The 21,230-nt window shown below is 74.9% G+C and carries 18 protein-coding genes; 7 read left to right on the forward strand and 11 right to left on the reverse strand.

Features of this window, described 5'->3' with window-relative positions:
* Positions 1–35 precede the first annotated feature (35 nt).
* Positions 36–596: a DinB family protein gene (locus tag BJZ21_RS01340; RefSeq protein WP_179662113.1), complete on the forward strand. Its 561-nt coding sequence runs from the start codon at positions 36–38 to the stop codon at positions 594–596.
* A gap of 166 nt (positions 597–762) precedes the next feature.
* Here BJZ21_RS01340 and BJZ21_RS01345 read toward each other — a convergent pair whose 3' ends face one another.
* Positions 763–1,212, reverse strand: coding sequence for an SRPBCC family protein (locus BJZ21_RS01345; RefSeq protein ID WP_179662114.1), 450 nt, complete (start codon positions 1,210–1,212; stop codon positions 763–765).
* Between the two features lie 196 nt (positions 1,213–1,408).
* Between BJZ21_RS01345 and pdhA the strand changes: the two genes are divergently transcribed.
* Genes pdhA through BJZ21_RS01360 form a run of 3 tightly spaced genes read left to right on the forward strand, consistent with a single transcriptional unit; the run spans position 1,409 to position 5,076 of the window.
* Entirely contained in the window at positions 1,409–2,584 is a 1,176-nt protein-coding gene (gene pdhA, locus BJZ21_RS01350) for a pyruvate dehydrogenase (acetyl-transferring) E1 component subunit alpha (RefSeq protein WP_179662115.1), read from the forward strand.
* Positions 2,584–3,573: an alpha-ketoacid dehydrogenase subunit beta gene (locus tag BJZ21_RS01355; RefSeq protein WP_179662116.1), complete on the forward strand. Its 990-nt coding sequence runs from the start codon at positions 2,584–2,586 to the stop codon at positions 3,571–3,573. Before pdhA ends, BJZ21_RS01355 begins: the two co-directional genes overlap by 1 nt.
* Before the next feature lie 15 nt (positions 3,574–3,588).
* Positions 3,589–5,076: a dihydrolipoamide acetyltransferase family protein gene (locus BJZ21_RS01360; RefSeq protein ID WP_179662117.1), complete on the forward strand. Its 1,488-nt coding sequence runs from the start codon at positions 3,589–3,591 to the stop codon at positions 5,074–5,076.
* A 250-nt stretch (positions 5,077–5,326) separates the two neighbouring features.
* Here the strand turns inward: BJZ21_RS01360 and BJZ21_RS01365 are convergent, their stop codons facing one another.
* The 7 genes from BJZ21_RS01365 to BJZ21_RS01395 form a co-directional block, all read right to left on the reverse strand.
* A complete protein-coding gene (locus BJZ21_RS01365; protein WP_179662118.1) occupies positions 5,327–6,598 on the reverse strand; it encodes an ArgE/DapE family deacylase in 1,272 nt (423 codons plus the stop codon).
* A 171-nt stretch (positions 6,599–6,769) separates the two neighbouring features.
* Positions 6,770–8,263, reverse strand: coding sequence for a carboxyl transferase domain-containing protein (locus BJZ21_RS01370; protein ID WP_179662119.1), 1,494 nt, complete (start codon positions 8,261–8,263; stop codon positions 6,770–6,772).
* Between the two features lie 537 nt (positions 8,264–8,800).
* Positions 8,801–9,811 (reverse strand): NAD-dependent epimerase/dehydratase family protein, encoded by a 1,011-nt coding sequence (locus BJZ21_RS01375; RefSeq protein ID WP_179662120.1) that lies wholly within the window; start codon positions 9,809–9,811, stop codon positions 8,801–8,803.
* An 88-nt stretch (positions 9,812–9,899) separates the two neighbouring features.
* The gene (locus BJZ21_RS01380) at positions 9,900–11,456 is read right to left on the reverse strand and encodes a M1 family metallopeptidase (RefSeq protein ID WP_179662121.1); all 1,557 of its coding nucleotides are present in this window, start codon (positions 11,454–11,456) and stop codon (positions 9,900–9,902) included.
* Positions 11,456–12,022, reverse strand: coding sequence for an RNA polymerase sigma factor (locus BJZ21_RS01385; protein WP_179662122.1), 567 nt, complete (start codon positions 12,020–12,022; stop codon positions 11,456–11,458). Before BJZ21_RS01385 ends, BJZ21_RS01380 begins: the two co-directional genes overlap by 1 nt.
* Positions 12,023–12,085: 63 nt before the next feature.
* Positions 12,086–12,895, reverse strand: coding sequence for an ABC transporter permease (locus BJZ21_RS01390; RefSeq protein ID WP_179662123.1), 810 nt, complete (start codon positions 12,893–12,895; stop codon positions 12,086–12,088).
* Positions 12,892–13,791: an ABC transporter ATP-binding protein gene (locus BJZ21_RS01395; RefSeq protein WP_179662124.1), complete on the reverse strand. Its 900-nt coding sequence runs from the start codon at positions 13,789–13,791 to the stop codon at positions 12,892–12,894. The genes BJZ21_RS01390 and BJZ21_RS01395 overlap by 4 nt, the downstream gene beginning before the upstream one ends.
* Positions 13,792–13,987: 196 nt before the next feature.
* On the opposite strand from BJZ21_RS01395, the gene BJZ21_RS01400 reads away from it, so the two are divergent.
* Positions 13,988–15,508: a serine/threonine-protein kinase gene (locus BJZ21_RS01400; RefSeq protein ID WP_218851612.1), complete on the forward strand. Its 1,521-nt coding sequence runs from the start codon at positions 13,988–13,990 to the stop codon at positions 15,506–15,508.
* 9 nt (positions 15,509–15,517) lie between these two features.
* Here the strand turns inward: BJZ21_RS01400 and BJZ21_RS01405 are convergent, their stop codons facing one another.
* The gene (locus tag BJZ21_RS01405) at positions 15,518–16,159 is read right to left on the reverse strand and encodes a hypothetical protein (RefSeq protein ID WP_179662125.1); all 642 of its coding nucleotides are present in this window, start codon (positions 16,157–16,159) and stop codon (positions 15,518–15,520) included.
* A gap of 77 nt (positions 16,160–16,236) precedes the next feature.
* Here BJZ21_RS01405 and BJZ21_RS01410 point away from each other — a divergent pair, with 77 nt between their 5' ends.
* Entirely contained in the window at positions 16,237–17,751 is a 1,515-nt protein-coding gene (locus BJZ21_RS01410) for an amidohydrolase family protein (protein ID WP_179662126.1), read from the forward strand.
* A gap of 27 nt (positions 17,752–17,778) precedes the next feature.
* On the opposite strand, the gene BJZ21_RS01415 is transcribed toward BJZ21_RS01410, so the two are convergent.
* Positions 17,779–18,732 (reverse strand): SGNH/GDSL hydrolase family protein, encoded by a 954-nt coding sequence (locus tag BJZ21_RS01415; RefSeq protein WP_179662127.1) that lies wholly within the window; start codon positions 18,730–18,732, stop codon positions 17,779–17,781.
* A gap of 108 nt (positions 18,733–18,840) precedes the next feature.
* Here BJZ21_RS01415 and BJZ21_RS01420 point away from each other — a divergent pair, with 108 nt between their 5' ends.
* A complete protein-coding gene (locus BJZ21_RS01420; protein WP_343051895.1) occupies positions 18,841–19,869 on the forward strand; it encodes a cation diffusion facilitator family transporter in 1,029 nt (342 codons plus the stop codon).
* 72 nt (positions 19,870–19,941) lie between these two features.
* On the opposite strand, the gene BJZ21_RS01425 is transcribed toward BJZ21_RS01420, so the two are convergent.
* Positions 19,942–21,135 (reverse strand): PucR family transcriptional regulator, encoded by a 1,194-nt coding sequence (locus tag BJZ21_RS01425; protein WP_343051896.1) that lies wholly within the window; start codon positions 21,133–21,135, stop codon positions 19,942–19,944.
* Positions 21,136–21,230: the final 95 nt, after the last annotated feature.

The raw sequence follows: 21,230 nt of genomic DNA on the forward strand, positions 1-21,230 counted from the left end.
TGCGATCCGTCCGGTTTCGGACCTACGGTCCTCACATGACCCTCATCGACACCCCGCCGTGGGAGCCTCCCGTCGCCGGCACCGAGGTCGAGCACCTCCTCGCCGCGCTCGACCGCCAGCGCGCGACCTTCCGCTGGAAGGCCGCCGACCTCGACCCCGCCGGGCTGCGCGTCCGGGTCGGTGCCTCCGCCGTGACCATCGGGGGCCTGCTGAAGCACCTCGCGTGGGTCGAGGCCTACTACTTCACGCTCAAGCTGTCCGGTGAGTCGCCGGGTGCGCCCTGGGAGGGCGTGGACTGGGACGCCACGCCCGACTGGGAGTGGACCTCGGCCGCGGAGGACTCGCCCGAGGAGCTGTATGCCCTGTGGGACGGCGCCGCGGCCCGCTCCCGGGCCGACCTCGAGGCCGCCCTGGCCGCGGGTGGTCTCGACCAGCCGGTGAACCTCGGGTGGCCCGACGGGCGGCGGCCCAGCCTGCGGCGGCTGCTCTTCGACCTGGTCGAGGAGTACGGCCGGCACACCGGCCACGCCGACCTGATCCGCGAGGCCGTGGACGGCCGGACCGGCGAGGACCCGCCGCGCGACTGGCGTCCCTGAGTCGGTCGGCCGCCGCGGCCCGGCGTACCTCCGCTCAGGTCGCGTCCGCCTCGGCCCGCCGTACCCCGGGGGTTGTCAGGGTGTTCTCTCGGTTGGGGGGCGTTGCAACGGCCCCCAACCGAGAGAGTCCCCGGCCAGCCGGGGATTCCCGCAGCGCGGCGCCGGCTCAGGTCGCGTCCGCCTCGGCCGCGGCCTTGAGCCGCACCAGCGTCTCCTCGATGCCCCGCCGGTTGCGGTCCGGGAAGCCGGTGATCTCGATGCCCTTGGCCCAGAACCGGTTGTAGCGGGAGTAGTCGAAGGTCTCGGTCACCCGGGTGCCGCCCTCGACCGGGGTGAGCTCGTAGCGCCAGCGGTGGCCGCCGAAGTGCCGCCAGGCGATCCGCCGGTCCTCCTCGAGCTCCACGACCCGGTTCCGGATCTTGTACGGCAGCCCGAACATCTTCATGTCCATGCCGAAGGTCGCGCCCTTGGTGAGCCGCGCGGGCCCGGAGATGGTGCCCTGCAGGGTGCCGGAGCCGTCGATCCGCGGGTGCTGGCGGGGGTCGGCCAGGATCGCGAAGACGACCTCGGGCGGCGCGGCGACGATGGTGCTGGCGGAGACCAGGCGAGTGCTCATGGGGCTCAATCTAGGTGCGGTCCGGTTGCCGGGCGGCGGGGCGCGGCGGCGGATTGGCGAGCCGCGGGGAGCCCCCGGTAAGTTGTGGGCAGCCCGTTGTGGCCCCGATCACAGCGCACCACCCCCGCGCCCCCGGTCGGATCCGACGTTCGGCCTGCGGAGACCCCGCGCCGCCGACGACCACGAAGGAGTGCACGTGACCCAGCAGCCCGGAAGCCCAGGCTTCGGCCCCGACCTCGCGGAGGTCTTCGGACCCTCCCAGAGCGACGGCGGCCCCGAGCTCGTCCAGCTCCTGACCCCCGAGGGCGAGCGCGTCGAGCACCCCGACTTCCGCTTCGACTCCGGGGACGTGCCCGAGGACGAGGCGATCCGCGGCTTCTACCGCGACATGGTCCTCACCCGGCGCATCGACACCGAGGCGACCGCGCTGCAGCGCCACGGCGAGCTGGGCATCTGGGCCCAGCTGCTCGGCCAGGAGGCCGCGCAGATCGGCGCCGGCCGCGCGCTGCGCCCGCAGGACTACGTCTTCCCGACCTACCGCGAGCACGGCGTGGCCTACTGCCGCGGCGTCGACCCGCTGAACCTGCTGGGCCTGTTCCGCGGCGTCGACCACGGCGGCTGGAACCCCAACGACAACAACTTCGGGCTCTACACGATCGTGATCGGCGCCCAGTGCCTGCACGCCACCGGCTACGCCATGGGCATGCAGCGCGACGGCGTCGTCGGCACCGGCGACCCCGACCGCGACGCCGCGGTGATCGCCCACTTCGGCGACGGCGCGTCCTCGCAGGGCGACGTCAACGAGGCGTTCATCTTCGCCGCCTCCTACAACGCGCCGGTGGTGTTCTTCTGCCAGAACAACCAGTGGGCGATCTCCGAGCCGATCGAGCGCCAGACCCGGATCCCGCTCTACCAGCGGGCGCTGGGCTTCGGCTTCCCCGGCATCCGGGTCGACGGCAACGACGTGCTCGCGACGTACGCCGTCACCCAGGCCGCGCTGCAGCGGGCCCGCGAGGGCCAGGGCCCGACGTTCGTGGAGGCCTACACCTACCGGATGGGTGCCCACACCACCACCGACGACCCGACCCGCTACCGGCTCTCCGACGACGTGGAGCACTGGAAGCTGAAGGACCCGATCGCCCGGGTCGAGGTCTACCTCAAGCGCAACGGGCTGGCCGAGGACGACTTCTTCGCGGCCGTCCGCACCGAGGCCGACGAGCTCGGCCACCACCTGCGCGAGGGCTGCCGGGCGCTGCCCGACCCGTCGCCGCTGAGCATGTTCGACCACGTGTACGCCGAGATGACCGACGAGCTCGCCGCGGAGCGGGACGGCTTCGCGGCGTACCTCGAGAGCTTCGAGGGGGCCCACTGATGGCCGGCAACGCGCAGCGGATCACGCTCGCCAAGGGCCTCAACATGGGCCTGCGGAAGGCGATGGAGGACGACCCCAAGGTCCTCATCATGGGCGAGGACGTCGGCAAGCTCGGCGGCGTCTTCCGCATCACCGACGGCCTGCAGAAGGACTTCGGCGAGGACCGGGTCATCGACAGCCCGCTCGCGGAGTCCGGCATCGTCGGCACCGCGGTCGGGCTGGCGCTGCGCGGCTACCGCCCGGTGGTCGAGATCCAGTTCGACGGCTTCGTCTACCCGGCGTACGACCAGATCGTCTGCCAGGTCGCGAAGATGCACTTCCGCAGCCAGGGCCGCTCGAAGATGCCGATGGTGATCCGGATCCCGTTCGGCGGCGGCATCGGCGCGGTCGAGCACCACAGCGAGTCGCCGGAGGCGCAGTTCGCGCACACCCCGGGGCTGAAGGTGGTCGCGTGCTCCAACCCGGTCGACGGCTACTGGATGATCCAGCAGGCCATCGCCTGTGACGACCCGGTGATCTTCCTCGAGCCCAAGCGGCAGTACCACGCCGACAAGGCCGAGCTCGACGAGAGCGCCACCCCCGAGCCGCTGTTCAGCTCGCGGGTGATCCGGCAGGGCACCGACGCCACCGTGATCGCCTACGGGCCGATGGTGAAGATCGCGATGGCCGCCGCCGAGGCCGCGGCCACCGACGGCACCTCGCTGGAGGTCATCGACCTGCGCACGCTCTCGCCGCTGGACATGGGCCCGGTGCTGGAGTCGGTGCGACGCACCGGCCGGGCGGTCATCGCCCACGAGGCGCACGTCAACCTCGGCATGGGTGCGGAGGTGTCGGCGCGGATCACCGAGGAGTGCTTCTACTCCCTGGAGGCCCCGGTGCTGCGCGTCGGAGGCTTCGACACGCCGTACCCCGCCTCGCGGATCGAGGAGGACTTCCTCCCCGACCTCGACCGGGTGCTCGACGCCGTCGACCGCTCGCTCGCCTTCTGATCGGACGGGAGTCCCATGCCTGAGTTCAAGCTGCCCGACGTCGGTGAGGGCCTCACCGAGGCCGAGATCGTCTCGTGGAAGGTCAAGGTCGGCGACACGATCGCGATCAACGACATCGTCGTCGAGATCGAGACCGCCAAGTCGCTGGTCGAGCTGCCGTCGCCGTACGCCGGCACGGTCACCGCCCTGCTGGTGCCCGAGGGCGAGACCGTGCCCGTCGGCACCCCGATCATCGCGGTCGGCGACGCGGCCGAGGCGGCCGCGGCCCCTGCCGGGCCGGCGCCGGCCGTCAAGGGGCCCGACACCCACGAGCCGATCGACACCAACGTGCCGCCGGAGGGCAACCCGACGCTGGTCGGCTACGGCCCCCGCGAGGTGGCCGCGAAGCGCCGCGCCCGCAAGGGCGCCGCCTCGCCGTCGACCGAGGCCGGCGCCGCCACCCAGATGCAGGTCCAGGGTGCGTTCGCGCCCGGCGGCGCCCGGTCCGGGGAGGTGCAGGAGTCCGACGAGCCGGCCGTGCCGGCGACGTCGGCCCGGGTCGCCGAGCCGAGCGAGCGGGCCCACGCGCTGGTGCCGGAGCGGGCCACCTCGCCCGCCGAGAGCCGGGCGCTGGCCAAGCCGCCGGTGCGCAAGCTCGCCAAGGACCTCGGCATCGACCTCGCCACGCTCACCCCCACCGGTCCGAACGGCACCGTCACCCGGGCCGACGTGGAGCAGGCGGCGTCCGGGGCCGGGGCGGCGCCGGTGGCTCCCGCCGCGACCGGTGCGTACGCCGGCCGGGGTGGCGGCCAGCGCGAGACCCGCGAGCCGATCAAGGGCGTGCGCAAGATGATGGCGCAGGCGATGAGCCAGTCGGCCTTCACCGCCCCGCACGTCACCGAGTGGATCACCGTCGACGTCACCCGCACGATGGAGTTCGTCGAGCGGCTCAAGGCGCGCCGCGAGTTCCGCGACGTCCGCGTCTCGCCGCTGCTGGTGCTCTCCCGCGCGGTGATGCTGGCGATGAAGCGCACGCCGGAGATCAACTCGTTCTGGGACGAGGCCGCCCAGGAGGTCGTGCACAAGCACTACGTGAACCTCGGCATCGCCGCGGCCACGCCGCGCGGGCTGGTCGTGCCGAACGTCAAGGACGCCGACTCGCTCTCGCTGCTCGAGCTCGGCCAGGCGCTCAACCAGCTCGCCGACGTCGCCCGCCAGGGCAGGACGCAGCCGGCGGAGATGAGCGGCGGCACGTTCACGATCACCAACGTCGGCGTCTTCGGCGTCGACGCGGGCACCCCGATCATCAACCCCGGCGAGTCGGCGATCCTGTGCTTCGGCACGGTCCGCAAGCAGCCGTGGGTGGTCACCGGCGCCGACGGCGGCGATGAGCTGGCGATCCGGCAGCTCACCACGCTCGCGCTGTCCTTCGACCACCGCCACATCGACGGCGAGAAGGGCTCGCGCTTCCTCGCCGACGTGGCCGGCATCCTCGAGGACCCGGCCTCCGCGCTGCTCTTCTGAGGACCCGCCGAGTCGGCGCAGGTTGACACCCAGAACACGCCGAGTCGGCGCAGGTTGACGTCCAGGACACGTCGAGTCGGCGCAGGTTGACGCTCAGGACACGTCGAGTCGGCGCAGGTTGACGGTCAACGTGTCAACGAGCGCCGACTCGGCGGCCTGGGGCGTGTCAACGAGCGCCGACTCGGCGGGCCGGGGCGTGTCAACGAGCGCCGACTCGGCGGGCTCGGCGGGCTGGGCGGGCTGGGGTGGGTCAGCTAGGAGCGCAGCAGCGCAGCAGGGTGAGCACCAGGGTCTCGGTGACGGCGAGCAGCTCGTCGACCGCCACCGACTCCTCCGGCCCGTGGGCCAGCCGGACGTCGCCCGGCCCGTAGTGCAGGGTCGGGATGCCCGCCCCGGCATAGAGGCGCAGGTCCGAGCCGTACGGCGCCCCGCGCTCCCGCGGCCGCGGGCCGCCGGTGACGTCGGCGTGGGCGCCGGCGACCACGTCGAGCAGCGGCGAGGCCGCGTCGTAGGAACCGCTGGCGAACTGCCCGCCGGTCCAGCGCACCACCGGCGGGTGGTCGCGCAGCCACAGGTGTCCGAGCGCGGCTTCGGCCACGGCCTCCTCGAGCTCGGCGCGGGCGTCGTCGGGCTCCTCGCCCAGCGCGACGCCGAGCCGGCCCTCGGCGACCAGCAGGTCGGGCACGCTGCTGGCCCAGTCGCCGCAGCGCACGGTGCCGAGTGAGAGCGGGTAGGCGAGCGGGTACTCGCCCATCAGCCGGTGCACCTCGGCGTTGCGGCGCTCTTCGAGCCGGCCCAACGCGGCGTGCACGGGCAGGAACGCCTCGAAAGCACTGACCCCGGCGTACGACGTGCTCGCGTGCGTGGCCCGGCCCGGCACGGTGATCTCGAACGTGAGCGCGCCCGCGTTGGCGGTGGTGAGGGTGCCGCTGGTGGGCTCGGTGATCACGCAGGCCTCGCCGGTGTGGCCACGGCGCAGCGTGGCGAACGCGCCGGTGCCGCCGTCCTCCTCGCCGATGACGAAGTGCAGGGCGAAGGCCCGGGGCAGCTCGATCCCGGCGGCCCGAACCGCGCGCACGGCCGCGAGGTTGGCGGCCACGCCGGCCTTCATGTCGCAGGCGCCGCGCCCGTGCACCAGGCGGCCCTCGACGGTGGGGGAGAACGGGTCGGTGCGCCACTGGCTGCGGTCCCCGGCGGGCACCACGTCGACGTGGCCCTGCAGCACCAGCGCCGGCGTGCCCTCGCCGCGGCCGGCGACCAGCCCCCAGGCCTCGGTGCGCGGCACCTCCCACCCCGGCCAGGTCGGGTCCGAGGTCAGCGTGGGCAGGTCGAGCGGCCAGAGGTCCACGTCGAGGTCGAGCTCGCGGACCTGCTTGGCGATCCGGTGCTGCAGGTCGCTCTCGGCGTCACTGCCGCTGATGCTGGGCACCGCGAGGAGGTCGAGCAGGTCGCGGACCAGCTCGCGCTCGTCGACGAACGCCAGCGCGCGCAGCTCGGCCTCCGAGAGGTCGCGCTGGGCCATGCGGGATCCTTCGGGCGTGCGGGGATGCCCGAGCGTAGGGCGCCGCGGCTCCTCCTGTTCGCGGAATCGACGAGGAGCCCCCCGGGTTCGCGGGGCCGGCGGTTCCCGAGGCCGCCGCGGGCCGGCGTCTGCGGCCCGGGGCCGTCGGTCCGGAGAACGACCGCGGCGCGGTCAGGCGTAGCGGCGGGCCCGGTCGGCGGGGGAGCCGGGCCCGCTCTCGAGCAGCGCGGCGAGCTCGTGCTCGAGGACCGCGCCGACCCGGCGGCAGAACTCCTCGGGCTCGTCGGCGGCGTCGGGGGTCTCCACGACGATCCGGTCCACGATGCCGAGCTGCTGGAGGTCCAGGGCCCGCACCTTCTGGGCGCGCGCCATCTCCGGGGCGTGCGCGGTGTCGCGGTGCACGATCGCGCTGGCGCCCTCGGGCGGGAGCGGGGAGAGCCAGGCGTGCTGGGCGGCGACCACCCGGTCCGCGGGCAGCAGCGCGAGCGCCCCGCCGCCGTTGCCCTCGCCGAGCATCAGGCACAGCGTCGGCGCGTCGAGCATGACCAGGTCGGAGAGGCAGCGGGCGATCTCGCCGGCCAGGCCGCCGTTCTCCGCCGCCGGGGACAGCGCGGCGCCCTGGGTGTCGATCACGGTGACCAGCGGCAGCCCGAGCTCGGAGGCGAGCCGCATCCCGCGGCGGGCCTCGCGCAGCGCCTCGGGGCCCATCGGGTGGTCAGCGGTCTGGCCGCGGCGGTCCTGGCCGAGGAACACGCACGGCGCCTCGCCGAACCGCACGAGCGCCAGCAGCAGGCCGGGGTCCTGCTCGCCCTGGCCGGTGCCGTTGAGCGGGATCACGTCGCTGGCGGCGTAGCGCAGCAGCCGACGTACGCCGGGCCGGTCCGCGCGGCGCGACCGGGTGACGGCGTCCCAGGTCTCCACGTCCGGCAGCTCGGTGAGCGGGACCGGGGCGGGCACCGGCCGGATCCCGTGCCGGGGCGCGAGCAGGATCGTCAGCGCCCGGTCCAGGATGCCGGCGATCTCCTGCGGCGCGACGACCGCGTCGATGATGCCGTGGGCGTAGAGGTTCTCCGCGGTCTGCACGTCCTCGGGGAACGGCCGGCCGTAGAGCGCCTCGTAGACGCGCGGTCCGAGGAACCCCACCAGCGCCCCCGGCTCGGCGACGGTCACGTGGCCCAGCGACCCCCACGACGCCATCACCCCGCCGGTGGTGGGGTGGCGCAGGTAGACGAGGTACGGCAGCCCCGCGGCCTTGTGCGCGGCCACCGCCTGGGAGATCCGGACCATCTGGACGAACGCCGGCGTGCCCTCCTGCATCCGGGTGCCGCCGCTGACCGGGCCCGCGAGCAGCGGCAGCCCCTCCCGGGTGGCCCGCTCGATCGCGTCGACCAGCCGGTCCGCGGCGTCGCGGCCGATCGAGCCGGCCAGGAACGCGAACTCGCCCATCAGCACCGCGACCCGGCGCCCGTGCATCAGGCCCTCGCCGGTCAGCACCGACTCGTCGACACCGCTCTTCTGCTCGGCCGCGGCCAGCTCGGCGGCGTACCCGGCCGAGACCTCGCGGCGCACCGGCGGGGTGTCCCACGAGGACCACGACCCCTCGTCGAGGACCAGGTCGAGGAGCTGGCGGGCCGAGAGGCGCGCGGGGCGCGGGCGGTTCGTCACCTCCCCGAGGCTACTGCCCGGTCCGGGTCGCCGCGGACGTCATAGGTTGCCGTCGCTTCAGGGTCGGCTTCGTGGGAGTGCGCCGGAACAGCGACGGATCGGTCGCGGCGCTCGCGCCCCCGGGCGGTCCGGGCGGTGCCGGGTGGTGCCGGGTGGTGCCGGGTGGTGGTCGAACGTTCGTCCACCAAGGAGGGGTGCCGTCAGCGGCGGGGGTGCCAGGCGGCGAGCACCTCCGCCTCGTCCGCGCGCGGCGGAACGGCCCACCGGTGGGTTGCGGCGTTCGCGCCTCGGGCGGTGCCGGACGTTGCTGGGGGCTGCCGGATGGTGCTGGGTGGTGGTCGAACGTTCGTCCACCAAGGAGGGTGTCCTCAGCGGCGGGGGTGCCAGGCGGCCAGCACCTCCGCCTCGTCCGCGCGCGGCGGAACGGCCCACCGGTGGGTTGCGGCGTTCGCGCCCCGGGCGGTGCCGGACGTTGCTGGGGGCTGCCGGATGGTGCTGGGTGGTGGTCGAACGTTCGTCCACCACCCAGGTGTGCCCTCAGCCGCGGGCGTGCCAGGCGGCGAGCACCTCCGCCTCGTCCGCGCGCGACCAGCCGGTGACCGGGGCGTCGGGCTCGGCGTCCAGCCAGAGCAGCGTGTCGCGGGCGGTCTCGGCGAGCGGGCGGGTCACCAGCCCGGCGTCGTAGGACGCGGTGACGTCGTGGGCCATCAGCCCGGCGTACTCCGGCAGCGGCAGCCAGACCGGCACCGACCGCGGGCCCGTCCACGGCTGCACGTCCTGCTCCAGCAGGAACTCCTGCGGCACGGCGGTGAACGTCGTGGTGGTCGGGTCGTGCCGGCCGAGCTCACGGGCGGCGGCCGCGACCGCGTCGGTGAACGCCGCCCGGGTCGTCGCCTGCCCGGTGCCGTCGAAGGTGCCGGTGCGGCGCTCCTCGGCGAGCCTGACCAGCCAGGCCGCGAGGTCGCGCACGTCGATCACCTGCACGGTGGCGTCGGCCGACCCCGGCAGCAGCACCTCGGGGTGGTCGCCGGTGTCGGCCAGCCGGGCCGGCCAGTAGGCGAACCGCCCCGAGGGGTCGCCCGGGCCCACGATCAGCCCGGGCCGCACCACCGCGGCGGAGGCCGCGCGGTCGAGCACGGCCTGCTCGCAGGCGACCTTCATCGGGCCGTAGGCCTCCGGGTCCTCGTGCAGGTCGACGTCCTCGTGGACCGGCTCGCGCAGCGGCAGCGTCCCGGGGCCGCCGCCGGGGGTCGCGTCGTCGGCGTAGACGTTGATCGTCGACACGAACACCCAGTGGGCGTCGGGGAACCGCGCGACCGCCGCGCGCACCCAGGACGGGTGTCGGGCCACGTCGACCACCGCGTCGTACGCACCGTCGAGCTCGGCGGGCAGCCCCACCGACCGGTCCGCGACCACCTGCCGGGCGCCCGAGGGCACCGACCCGGAGGTGCCCCGGCACGCGCAGGTCACCTCGTGGCCGCGCCGGACCGCCTCCTCGGCCACCGCCCGCGACAGGAACACCGATCCACCCAGCACCAGGAGCCTCATGCCACCACCCAACTGGGCGAGGCCGCGCCGGGGCAAGGCTTTCCGCTCTCGGCGGACGGGAGATCGGCCCGCGGACGGCAGCGGCGGGTCAGCGGCCGGCCCGGCCGCCCCGGCCGAGCAGGTAGGAGTCGAAGAGCGGCCGCAGGTCCTGCCCGCTGTGCTGGGAGAACCAGGAGACGATCTCGTCGTAGGAGGCGTTGCCGTCCTCGTGGGCCTTCGGCCACGCCCGGACCAGCGACCAGAACTCCCGGTCCCCGAGCCGTCGGCGCAACGCGTCCCACATCAGCGCCGGCCCGTAGTAGGCGTTGCTCTCGCCGAACGTCGCGGGGTCGTAGTCCGCTGGCGGCCCGAACTGCTCCTCCAGCCCCGGCTCGCTGGCGCGCCACCGGTGCAGGCTCTCCGACATCGGGGTGTGGCCGCGCTCGGACTGCCACAGCCCCTGCAGGTACATCGCCATGCCCTCGCTCATCCACAGCCCGGTCCAAGTGGCGGGGGTGACCTCGTCGCCGTACCACTGGTGCACCATCTCGTGGACGATCACCTCCGGCGAGGTCGTGTAGTCGCCGATCCCGAGTGTGAGCATGGTCTGGGTCTCCATCCCGCTCCGGGAGTGCACCAGCACGATGCCGAGCGAGGAGAACGGGTAGGGGCCGAGCTTGTTCTCGATCCAGCCGAGCTCGTCGGCGGCCGGCCGCAGGCCGCGGCGGATCCGCGGGTTGGTCGCCGGGACCCAGTAGGTCACCGGCACGCCGCTCGCGGAGCGGTCCTTGAACGGCCGGTAGCGGCCGATCGCGATCGTGGTGAGGTACGACGAAGCAGGCTCGTCGAGGTGCCAGCGGGTCACCATGGTCGCGCCCTGCCGGGTCATCGACCTCAGGGTGCCGTTGGCGATGCCGGTCATCCCCGAGGTCGTGGAGATCGTGAAGTCGTAGAGCGCCTTGTCCGAGGGCTGGTCGTTCACGGCGTACCAGGTGTAGGCGCCGTAGGGCTCCTGCATCGTCCACACCGAGCCGTCGGCCTCGGTCGTCCAGCCGAGGGTGCTGAAGTCGGACCGGGTCGTCGGCGCCGCGGCCGGCAGCGGGGTCCCGCCGTAGGCGAGCACCATCGTGTAGCGCTGGTCCTTCGTGACCGGGACGTGCACGACCAGCTCCTTGCCCGGGTGGTCGTACGACGCGGTCCGGCCGTCGACCGTCACCGCGCGCACCTCGAGGGCGTCCCCGAGGTCGAGCCGGACGTCCCGGGCGTCGGCGGTCGCGCGGAACACCAGCGACTCCGTGGCCGTGAGCCGGGTGGCCGCGGGGCTCCACCGCAGGTCCAGCCCGTAGTGCAGGGCGTCGACGCCCGGGTCACCGACCTCGGGGTAGACGTCGTCCTCGACCGGCGAGCTGACCGCCGCGTCCAGCGCGGGGTCGTCGGTGGCGACCGTGTCCCGCGAGGCCGCGGGCTGCACCTCGGTCGCGCCCGACCCCGCCGACCCGCCCGACCCCGCCGACGGCGAGGCGCTGGGGGAGCCGTCGGAGGAGCCCGACGTGCACGCCGAGAGCCCGCCGAGCAGCAGCACCCCGGCCAGCGTGCCCGCCAGCGCCCGGGGCAGCAGCCCGGCCGGGGCGCCGGGCCGGCCCGGCGCCGACCACGTGCGGCGCATCAGTCCTGGGGCCGCAGCAGCGGCCGGGCCAGCTTGCGGCCGTGGTGGATCTGCGCCTTGACGGTGCCCAGCGGCACGCCGACCTGCTCGGCGATCTCCTCGTAGGAGAGCCCGTAGACGTCGCGCAGCATCAGCGGCTCGACGAACTGCGGGTGGTCGCGCTCGATGGTCTCCATCGCGTCGAGCAGGTCCAGCCGGGTGCCGGCGATCACGCTGGTCGTCCGTGGGTCCGGCTTCTCCAGCGGCAGCACGTCGCTGGCCACGGCCTGGTTCTTCATCCGGCGGTAGGTGCTGCGGGCGGAGTTCAGCGCGACCACGTGCAGCCAGGTGGTGAACCGGCCTCGGGCGTTCCAGGTGCCGATCTTGTTCGCGACGTTGAGCAGCGCCTCCTGGCAGGCGTCCTCGGCGTCCGAGGAGTAGGGCAGCACGCCCCGGCAGACGTTGAGCGTCCGGGGGCGCACCGCCGCGAGCAGGTCCTCCAGCGCCGCCCGGTCGCCGTCGCGTGCCGCGCGGGCGAGGTCGTCGATCTCGTCGGCGGTGGGTGCGTGCTGCGTGTCCCCGTGCATGGCCTCATCCTCACCCACGCGGACCCGACCGGACCACCTACTTCGGTCTCGGTCGGGTCACGGCTACTTCACCTCCGAGCGCAGCAGCACCCGCAGTCCGACCGCCAGCGGGAGCGCCAGCCAGACCAGCCCGGTCACGCCCAGCTGGGCCCACTGCGCGGCCCCCATCGCGTCGTTGAAGAGGTTGCCCTGCGCGAAGTTGAAGTCCACCCAGGGCTGGGCCTGCGCGAACCAGTGCTGGTTCGCGGCCAGCAGCATCGACAGCGGCGGCAGCACGAAGCCGTAGACGAAGTAGCCCACGATCGCGGCGGCGGAGTTGCGGACCAGGACCCCGAGCATGAAGCCGACCAGCATGCCCAGCACGTTGCCGAGCACGACGTAGGCCAGCTCGGTGGCGCCGAGGTTCCAGACCGGGTCGGTGCCCCGGAGCGCGGGGCCGACGAGGTTGCCGACCGCGCCGATCACCGCCGCGAGCAGCATCGACACGACACCGACGGCGAGGGTGACCACGAGCTTGGCGGTGATCACCCGGCCGCGGTGCGGCACCAGGGTGAACGACGTGAGGCCGGTGCGCTGGCTCCACTCGCTGGCCACCGACAGCACCGCGATCATCGGCAGCACGACCGCCATCGGGAAGCCGATCGCGGACGCGAAGGCCTCGTAGTCGAGCTGGTCGGCCGGCGCGAACAGGATCGTCGCGGCCGTGGCCAGGACCGCGAGGATCGCGATGCTGGCCAGGAGCCAGAGGCCGGAGCGGGTGTCGAAGCTCTTGCGGGCCTCGACGGCCACCAGGCGGGACAGCGGGATGGACCCCGGGACCGCTCGCGGGCGCGCGGCCTCGGCGGTCTCGGGGGTCAGGGTCGTGCTGGTCATGCGACCGCTCCTTCTCGTTGGGTGTCGGCGGTGAGCTCGAGGAACATCTCCTCGAGCCCGGCGCCGTCGGCCGGCCGCAGCTCGTGCAGCGCGATCCCGGCGGCGAGGGCGACCTCGCCCACGAGGCCGGGGTCGGCGTCGGCGCGCAGTGCGTCGGGGCCGTGGTCGGTGTGGGTGATGCCGGAGGCGCCCAGCGCCCGGGCCAGCTCGGCGCGGGCGGTCGAGCGGACCAGGGTGCCGGCGGCGGCGAGCAGCTCGGCCTTGGTGCCCCGCGCGACGATCCGCCCGTGCCCGATGACGACCAGGTCGTCGGCGACGACCTCGATCTCGTGCAGCAGGTGCGAGGAGAGCAGCACCGTGCCGCCGCGGTCGGCGAAGTCCCGCAGCAGGTCCCGCATCCAGCGGATGCCGGCGGGGTCCAGGCCGTTGGCCGGCTCGTCGAGCACCAGCACGTCGGGGTCGCCGAGCAGCGCGGTGGCGATGCCGAGCCGCTGCCGCATGCCCAGCGAGTAGTGCCGCACCCGGCGCCGCGACTCCGCGGGGCTCAGGCTGACCAGCTCCAGCATCTCCTCGACGCGGCGCTTCGGCAGGCCCATCGTGTGGGCGGCCACGCCGAGGATCTCGCGGCCGGTGCGGCCAGCGTGCTGCGCCGAGGCGTCGAGCAGCACGCCGACCTCGCGGCCGGGGTTCGGCAGGTCGGCGTACCGCCGGCCGCGGACCGTCGCAGTGCCCGCGCCGGCCGGGGTGAGGCCGACCAGGACCCGCATGGTCGTGGACTTCCCGGCGCCGTTGGGGCCGAGGAAGCCGGTGACCCGTCCGGGTCGTGCGGTGAAGCTGACGTCGTCGACGGCGGTGAAGTCGCCGTATCGCCTGGTGAGGCCATCGATCGTGATCATGCGACCACGATCCCGCCGCGGCGGGGCTGCGCACATCGGGGAGGACGCGGGTCCCCACCCCGGAAACCGCCCCGGGGACGGCTCGGGGTCGACCCCGAGGCGGCTCCGGCCCCGGGCCCCGGCCCCTCTCCGGCCCCGGGCCCGGCCCTGGCTCCGGCCGGGGGCCGGTGACGGGGGCCATAATGCGTCCGTGTCCATGCCAGCCCGCCTCGGTCGCTACGCCGTGCGCCGCCGCATCGGGGCCGGCGGCTTCGCGACGGTGTGGCTGGCCTACGACGAGCACCTGGACTCGCCGGTCGCGGTGAAGGTGCTCGCCGACAACTGGGCCGGCGACGGGCACGTGCGCCGGCGGTTCCTCGAGGAGGGGCGCTACCTGCGCAAGGTCGAGTCGCCGCACGTGGTGCCGGTCTACGACGCCGGCGAGCTCGACGACGGCCGCCCCTACCTGGTGATGGCGTACGCCGACCAGGGCACGCTGGCCGACCGGCTCGAGGTCGACGGGCTGGCGCCCGAGCAGGCGCTGGAGGTCGTACGCCAGGTCGGGGCCGGCCTGGAGGCGCTGCACCAGCGCGACATCCTGCACCGCGACGTGAAGCCGGCCAACGTGCTGTTCCGGACCGTGCGCTCCGGCGAGGTGCGCGCGATGGTCGGCGACCTGGGCCTGGGCAAGGCGCTCGACGTCTCCTCGCGGCTGACCATGATCGCCGGCACCCCGTCGTTCGTCGCGCCCGAGCAGGCGCGGGGGGAGGGGCTGGACGCGCGCGCCGACCAGTACTCCCTGGCCTCGCTGGCCCACCTGCTGCTGGCCGGCCGGCCGCCGTACGCCCACGGCTCGCTCGCCGCCGCGGCCGCCCCCGCGCCCCCGCCCCGGCTCTCCACGCCGGAGCGGCCGTTCTCCGAGCAGGTCGAGGCCGTGGTCCTGCGCGGCCTGGCGCCGGACCGTGAGGACCGCTGGCCCGACGTCGCCACGTTCGTCGCGGCGCTGGGCGCCGCCTTCGACGGCACCACGCCCGCCGGAGCGCCTCCCTCGCTGCCGCGCGACCCGCACCTGACCCAGCCCGGCGCAGCCCCCTCCGCGCGGCCCCCCTCCGGCGAGCTCCCCGCCCCCGGGTCGCCGCCCCGGCGGCGCGGCCGCCGGGCGCTCGCCGCCGGCGCCGGGCTGGTCGCGCTCGTGGTCGGCGCCGGGGCCGGCTACGCCGTCGAGCAGCACACCGACGCCGAGGTGACGCTCACCGACGCGCGCGGGGAGCTCAGCGTCACGGTCCCCGACGCGTGGCGGCGGGCGGTGGGCCGGGACGGCTGGCTGCCGCCGACCGGCCTGGGCAGTGAGGGCGGCGCGGGCAGCGAGGCCGGCGCGGGCAGCGAGGCCGGCGCGGGCGGCGAGGTCCGGTACGCCGCGCTCTCGGTCGGCACCCGGCGAGACTGGAACCGGCCGCGGTCCCGGGCGCAGGGGGTCTTCCTCGGCGTGCTGCCGGGCACCCGGCTGCCCAGCAAGGTGCCGGGGCACCCCGAGTGCCAGCAGGCCCAGCCCCCGATCGACGACCAGGGCGACCTCGGCTCGTCGATGACGGTCGTCTACAGCGCCTGCCCCGGAGGCGTCACCGTCGAGCGGGTGGTCCAGGTGGCCCAGAACCTGCTGCTGTGGGTGCAGATCCGCAGCGCGGACCGGGCCACCGCCAACGAGGTCCTCGACAGCGTGGACACCTCCGGCATCTGACCGGCGGCGTCACTGGATCTTGGTGACGCTGCTGGCCACCTGCTCCTCGAGGTCGTCGAGGCCCGCGCGGTCGAGGTCACGGCCGACGACCGACATCTCGAACTTCGCGACGCTCTCCCCGGGGATCGTGAACCACTGGAAGGTGTTGAACCGCTGGGTGTTGGTGGTCGGGTCGCGGTAGCTGAACGACAGCAGGTGCGGGGTCCGGCCGATGACCTCGACGTCGTCGTAGCCGCCCTGCACGGCCGCGAGCTTCTGCGCCACCATCTGCTCGGGGGTCTTGTTCTCCGAGATCAGCTTGACCCGGAGGCTGTAGCCGCCCACCTGGGGCTCGCCGGCGGGCCGCCAACGGATCTCGTCGATGTACTCCTGGGTGGGGGCCCAGTACTTCGGCGCCCGGTAGCTCCAGGCGTACGGCGGGTCGCCGAGCGTGTGCCGCTTGTAGTCCAGGGCCGGCTCCAGCGCCGGGTAGTCGATGTAGTCCGAGAACGGTCGCTCGGGGTCCACCGGCAGCGACGGCTTCGAGGCGGGCACCGGCGCGGCGCTGGCGATCACGGCCGGCTGGTCGCGCTGCAGCACGCCCACGGCGTACCCGCCCACGCCTCCGAGGAGCGCGAGGACGAGCGCGACCCCGAGTCCCCGCATCCCCATGGCGCCCACCGTAGCCGGACCGGCACCCCGGCAGCCCCCTCGGCGGCGTGCCGCGGGGCAGCGTTAGCGTGCGCAGCGTGAGCAGCCACCTGATCCGCAACGCCCGCCCGGTCCCGCTCGCGCCCGGTGAGCAGGGCGTCGACCGACCGGTCGACGTGCTCGTCGAGGACGGGACCGTGACCGCCGTCGGGCCGGCCCTGGACCGGCCGGCCGGGGCCGTCGAGTCCGACGCGCAGGGCCGCTGGCTGGTGCCGGGCCTGTGGGACCAGCACGTGCACCTGGGCCAGTGGACGCTGGCCTCGCAGCGGCTGGACCTGGCGGCCGCGCGGTCGCCGGAGGACGCGACCCGGATGGTCGCCGACCGGATCGCCGAGTGGCCCGGCCACCCGGTGATCGGCTGGGGCCACCGCTCGGGCGGCTGGGACCGCGACGTCACGGTCTCCGAGCTCGACGCCGTCTCCGGGGACACCCCGGTGGTGCTGATCAGCGGCGACGGGCACCACGCCTGGCTGAACACGATCGCGCTGCTGCACCTCGCGCTGCCGGTGCGGGACTCGGTGGTGCGCGAGGCGGAGTGGTTCGCGGCGTACGCCCGGCTCTCGACGCTGGTCGGTGACGACGGCACCTCCCCCGAGGCCTACCGCCGCACGCTCGAGCACGCCGCCTCGCTGGGCGTCGTGGGCATCGTCGACTTCGAGTTCAGCGGCGGAGCCGCGGAGTGGGCCGCGCGCTGGGCGGCGGGCGCGGACCTGCTCCGGATCCGGATGGCGACCTACGCCGAGAGCCTCGAGGACGTGATCGGCGCCGGGCTGCGCACCGGCGACGTGCTGCCGGGCGGCGACGAGCGGCTGCGGATGGGGCCGCTGAAGATCATCAGCGACGGCTCGCTGAACACCCGCACCGCCTGGTGCTGCGAGCCGTACGCCGACGCGCACCGGCTGGAGTACCCCTCCGGCCAGCCCAACCTGTCCGGCGACGAGCTGCGCGCGCTGCTGGCGCGGGCCGACGCGTGCGGCCTCGAGGTGGCCACGCACGCGATCGGCGACGCGGCGGTGGCCGAGGCGTTGGAGGCGTACGCCGGCACCGGCGCCCGCGGCTCGATCGAGCACGCCCAGATGGCCCGGCGCGAGGACGTGCGCCGGATGGCCGAGCTCGGCATCCGCGCCAGCATCCAGCCCGCGCACCTGCTCGACGACCGCGACCTGACCGAGCGGATCTGGGGGGAGCGCTCCGCGCGGTGCTTCGCGTTCCGCTGGATGCTCGACGACGGGGTCGAGCTGGCGATGGGCTCCGACGCACCGGTCTCGGCGCTCGACCCGTGGCTGGCGATCGCCGCCGCCGTCCACCGCAGCGCCGACGAGCGCGACCCGTGGCACCCCGAGCACGCGCTGACCCCGCGCGAGGCCCTCGCCGCCTCGACCGACGGCTGGGGCACGGTCGCGCCGGGCCACCCCGGCGACCTGGTGCTGCTCGACCGCGACCCGATCGCCCCCGGTTCCGACCCCGATTCCGGCTCGCTGGCCCAGCAGCTGCGCACGATGCCGGTCGCGGCCACCCTCGTCGCCGGGCGGGTCGTCCACGACGACCGGTGAGCCGGGCCGGCCCGGGAGCCGCGCCGGTCAGGCCGCGTCGAGCACCAGCCGGGCGACGACGGCCTGCTCGACCGCGAACGGGTGATAGGCCAGCGCGCGATTCGGGTCCGTGACCTGCCCGTTGATCCAGGGGTGCCGCGCGCAGATGTCGTGGTGGCGGGTGTGGCCGAAGACGTCGACGTAGGCGTCCGCCCGCCGTGATCCCCGGCGTACGGCCGAGGCGAGGCCCTCGTTGACCCGCCGGGCCCAGCGGTAGTCGCCGGTGGCCAGCGGCAGCAGCCGCGGGCAGGTGCCGTGCGCGGGGATGATCTGCGGGTAGCCGACCACGACGATCCGGGCGTGCGGCGCCCGCCGGTGGATCCTGGCGACCACGCCCGCGACGTGGTCCCGGATCCGCGGCAGGTCCTGCGCGAGCAGGTCGGTGCCGCCGGCCGTGAACCGGTCCCGGCACGGCGAGCCGGTCGGGTCGCTGCTGCGCAGCCGCGTGCACTCGCCGACCAGGGTGCCGAACAGCCCGAAGTCGTTGCCCCCGATGCCGAGCGTCACCAGCGCGGTACGCCGGGTGACGGCGTCGAGCTGCGGCGGCACCCGCCCGTCGCCGATCCGCTGCGAGTGGGTCATCGACGCGGTGTCCGCGCCGCTGCAGCTGACGTCGACGAGCCGCGTGCGCGGTGACCGGGCGGCCACCCGCGCGGGATAGTTGCGGCCCGAACGCAGGCAGCCGCTGCGGAACTCGGTCGGCGGCACCAGCGGCGCCGCGGTGTAGGAGTCGCCGAGCGCGACGTACCTCGCCCGGTGCCGGGGTGACCGTCCGGGGGCCGGCCCGTCGGGGCGTCCCGTCCCGGCGCCCGCCGAGGTCCGGGGCTTGGCCGCCGCGGCCCCCGAGCCGTCCGAGGCGGGCCCGCCCGAGCACCCGGTGGCCGCGCCGAGCGCGAGCGTGAGCAGGGCGGCGGCCACGCCGCGTCGTGCCCGCTGTCTCATCGCCGCCTCCTCCCGACACGCTACGCCGGCCCGGCCAGCGATCCGGCCCGGCCGGCGTTCCGGCCCGGGCGGGGCGTGAGGACCCGCGGGACTGGGTAGGACCCTGGGGTGACGACGCAGCGGACCAGCAACGACGACGCCGCCGGCCCGGTGCCGGTCGACGTCCCCGACGACCAGACCAAGGGCGGGGAGTCGTCGCTGACGGTCATCGTCGCGCTGATCGCCAACGCGGCGCTCGCGGTGGCGAAGACCCTCGCGGGCTTCCTGACGGGCTCGGCCTCGATGGTGGCGGAGGCCGCACACTCCTGGGCGGACACCGGCAACGAGGTGTTCCTGCTGATCGCCGAGAAGCGGGGCCGCAAGCCGCGCGACGAGAAGCACCCGCGCGGCTACGGGCGGCTGACCTACGTCTGGTCGCTGGTCGCGGCCTTCGGCCTGTTCTCGGCCGGTGCGGTCGTGTCGATCTGGCACGGCGTCAACGCGCTGTTCGCGGAGCCGGAGCCGCCGAGCTTCGGCTGGAACTACGTGATCCTCGCGATCGCGTTCGTGCTGGAGGGCACGTCGTTCCTGCAGGCCTCCCGCCAGGTGCACGGCGCGTCGCAGCGCTGGGGCATGCACCCGCTGCGGTTCGTGGAGCGTACGTCGAACCCCACGCTGCGGGCGGTCTTCTTCGAGGACTTCTCCGCGCTGCTCGGCATCCTCTTCGCGGCCGCCGGGATCGGCATGCACCAGCTCACCGGCCAGGCCTGGTGGGACGCGGTGGGGTCGATCGCGATCGGCGTGCTGCTGGCGTTCGTGGCGGTGTTCCTGATGCGACGCAACATGGACTACCTGCTCGGGGAGGGGTCCCCCGAGATGCGCCGGCGGGTGCTGGCCGGGCTGTGCGACCACCCGGCCATCGACCGGGTGACCTACCTGCACGTGGAGTGGGTCGGGCCCAGCCGGCTGTTCGTCGTGGCCGCCGTCGACCTGACCGGCGACGACGCCGAGCCCGACCTGGCCCGCCGGCTGCGCGAGCTCGAGAAGGAGGTGGAGGACAACGACCTCATCGAGGACGCCGTGCTCACCCTCTCCCACCCCGAGGACAAGGCGCTGACCGCGGAGCAGCCGACGGGCAGCAAGGCCGCCCGGGCCTGAGCGGTCCGGTCCTCCGGCGTCGCCCGGCCCGGCGCCGGGCCCAGCGCCCGGCCCGGCGCCCGGGCGAGACCGTCAGGCGCGGTCGGCGCCCAGCGCGATCGTCAGCGCCAGCACCTGGGCGGGGTCGTCGAGCCGGTCGCCGTAGAGCTCGCGCAGCTGCCCCATCCGGTAGCGCACTGTCTGCGGGTGGACGAACAGCTCGGCCGCGACGTCCTCGCGCCGGCCGTGGTGGAGCAGCCAAGAGCGCAGCGTGTCGGTGAGCTTCTCGGCCGCCGCCGGCCGCAGCGTCGCCAACGGGGCGAGCGCCTGCGCGCGCAGGTCGGCGAGCGCCTCGGGGTCCGCGCGGAGCACCAGCTCGGCGAGGTGGGTCTCGGTGTCGTCGAGGATGTCGAGCGCCCGGGCCCGCAGCACCCGCTCGAAGGAGCCGTGCACCTCCAGCCAGGGCCGGGCCGGCCCGGCGACCGCACCCCGGCCGAGCAGGGTGCGCAGCAGCGCCGGCCGGCGACGCTCGTGGGCGTCCGGGACCAGCAGCACGGCGTGGTCCTCGAGCTCGGTGAGGTCGCGGGCGACGAGGGTCCGGGTGGACAGCCCGGCCAGCACCGGGCGCAGCTGCGCCTCGGGCACGAGCACTGCGGTGAGCGTGGTGGGTGGCTCCCAGCCCGCCCGCTCCGCGGAGCCCCGGACGGTCTCGGCCGGGGCGCCCTGCAGCAGCTGGCGGGTCACCCGGTCGAGCAGCCGCTGGCGGACCCGCCCGGTGGTGGCGAGCTCGTCGGCGTGCCCGGCGACGCTGGCCGCGGAGAGCTCGTCGATGTAGGCGAAGACCAGCTCGGCGAAGTCGGCGAGCGTCTGGGCCGGCACGCCGACCTCCACCGCCGTGGTGGACATCTGCCGCCAGGACACCCGGGCGCCCACCCGGTACGCCGCCAGCAGCGCCTCGGTGGTGCGGCCGCTGCGGGCCTCGCCGCGGCCGAGCTGGTAGGCCCCCTCCACGGCCGGGGCGGCCGGCGTCCGCGGGTCCGCGCCGCGGCGGCCGCTGGCCAGCGACAAGAAGCCGCCCAGCGCGAGCTGCACCGCGTTGCGGATGTTCTCGCCCATGGACCCGGTCAGCGCGCCCTCGTAGCCGGGGACCTCCTCGAGGATCGCGGCGACGGTGGCGTCCGCGACGACCGGGAGCCGGGCGCGCATCTCCGCCACCGCGGCGGCCGGGAGCTGCAGCCGGTGGCCGGCGGTGCGCCGAGTTCCCGCGGGGGAGGTGGGGTGCGTCACGGCTCGAGGCACTCTGGGCTCCTGACTGTTCCGTGCGAACAAAGATCACCGGTGGCTTCACGTCTCTCGGACAGGACTTTACGCCCTCCGATGAA

The sequence above is a fragment of the Nocardioides panaciterrulae genome, from assembly GCF_013409645.1.
Classification (GTDB): domain Bacteria; phylum Actinomycetota; class Actinomycetes; order Propionibacteriales; family Nocardioidaceae; genus Nocardioides; species Nocardioides panaciterrulae.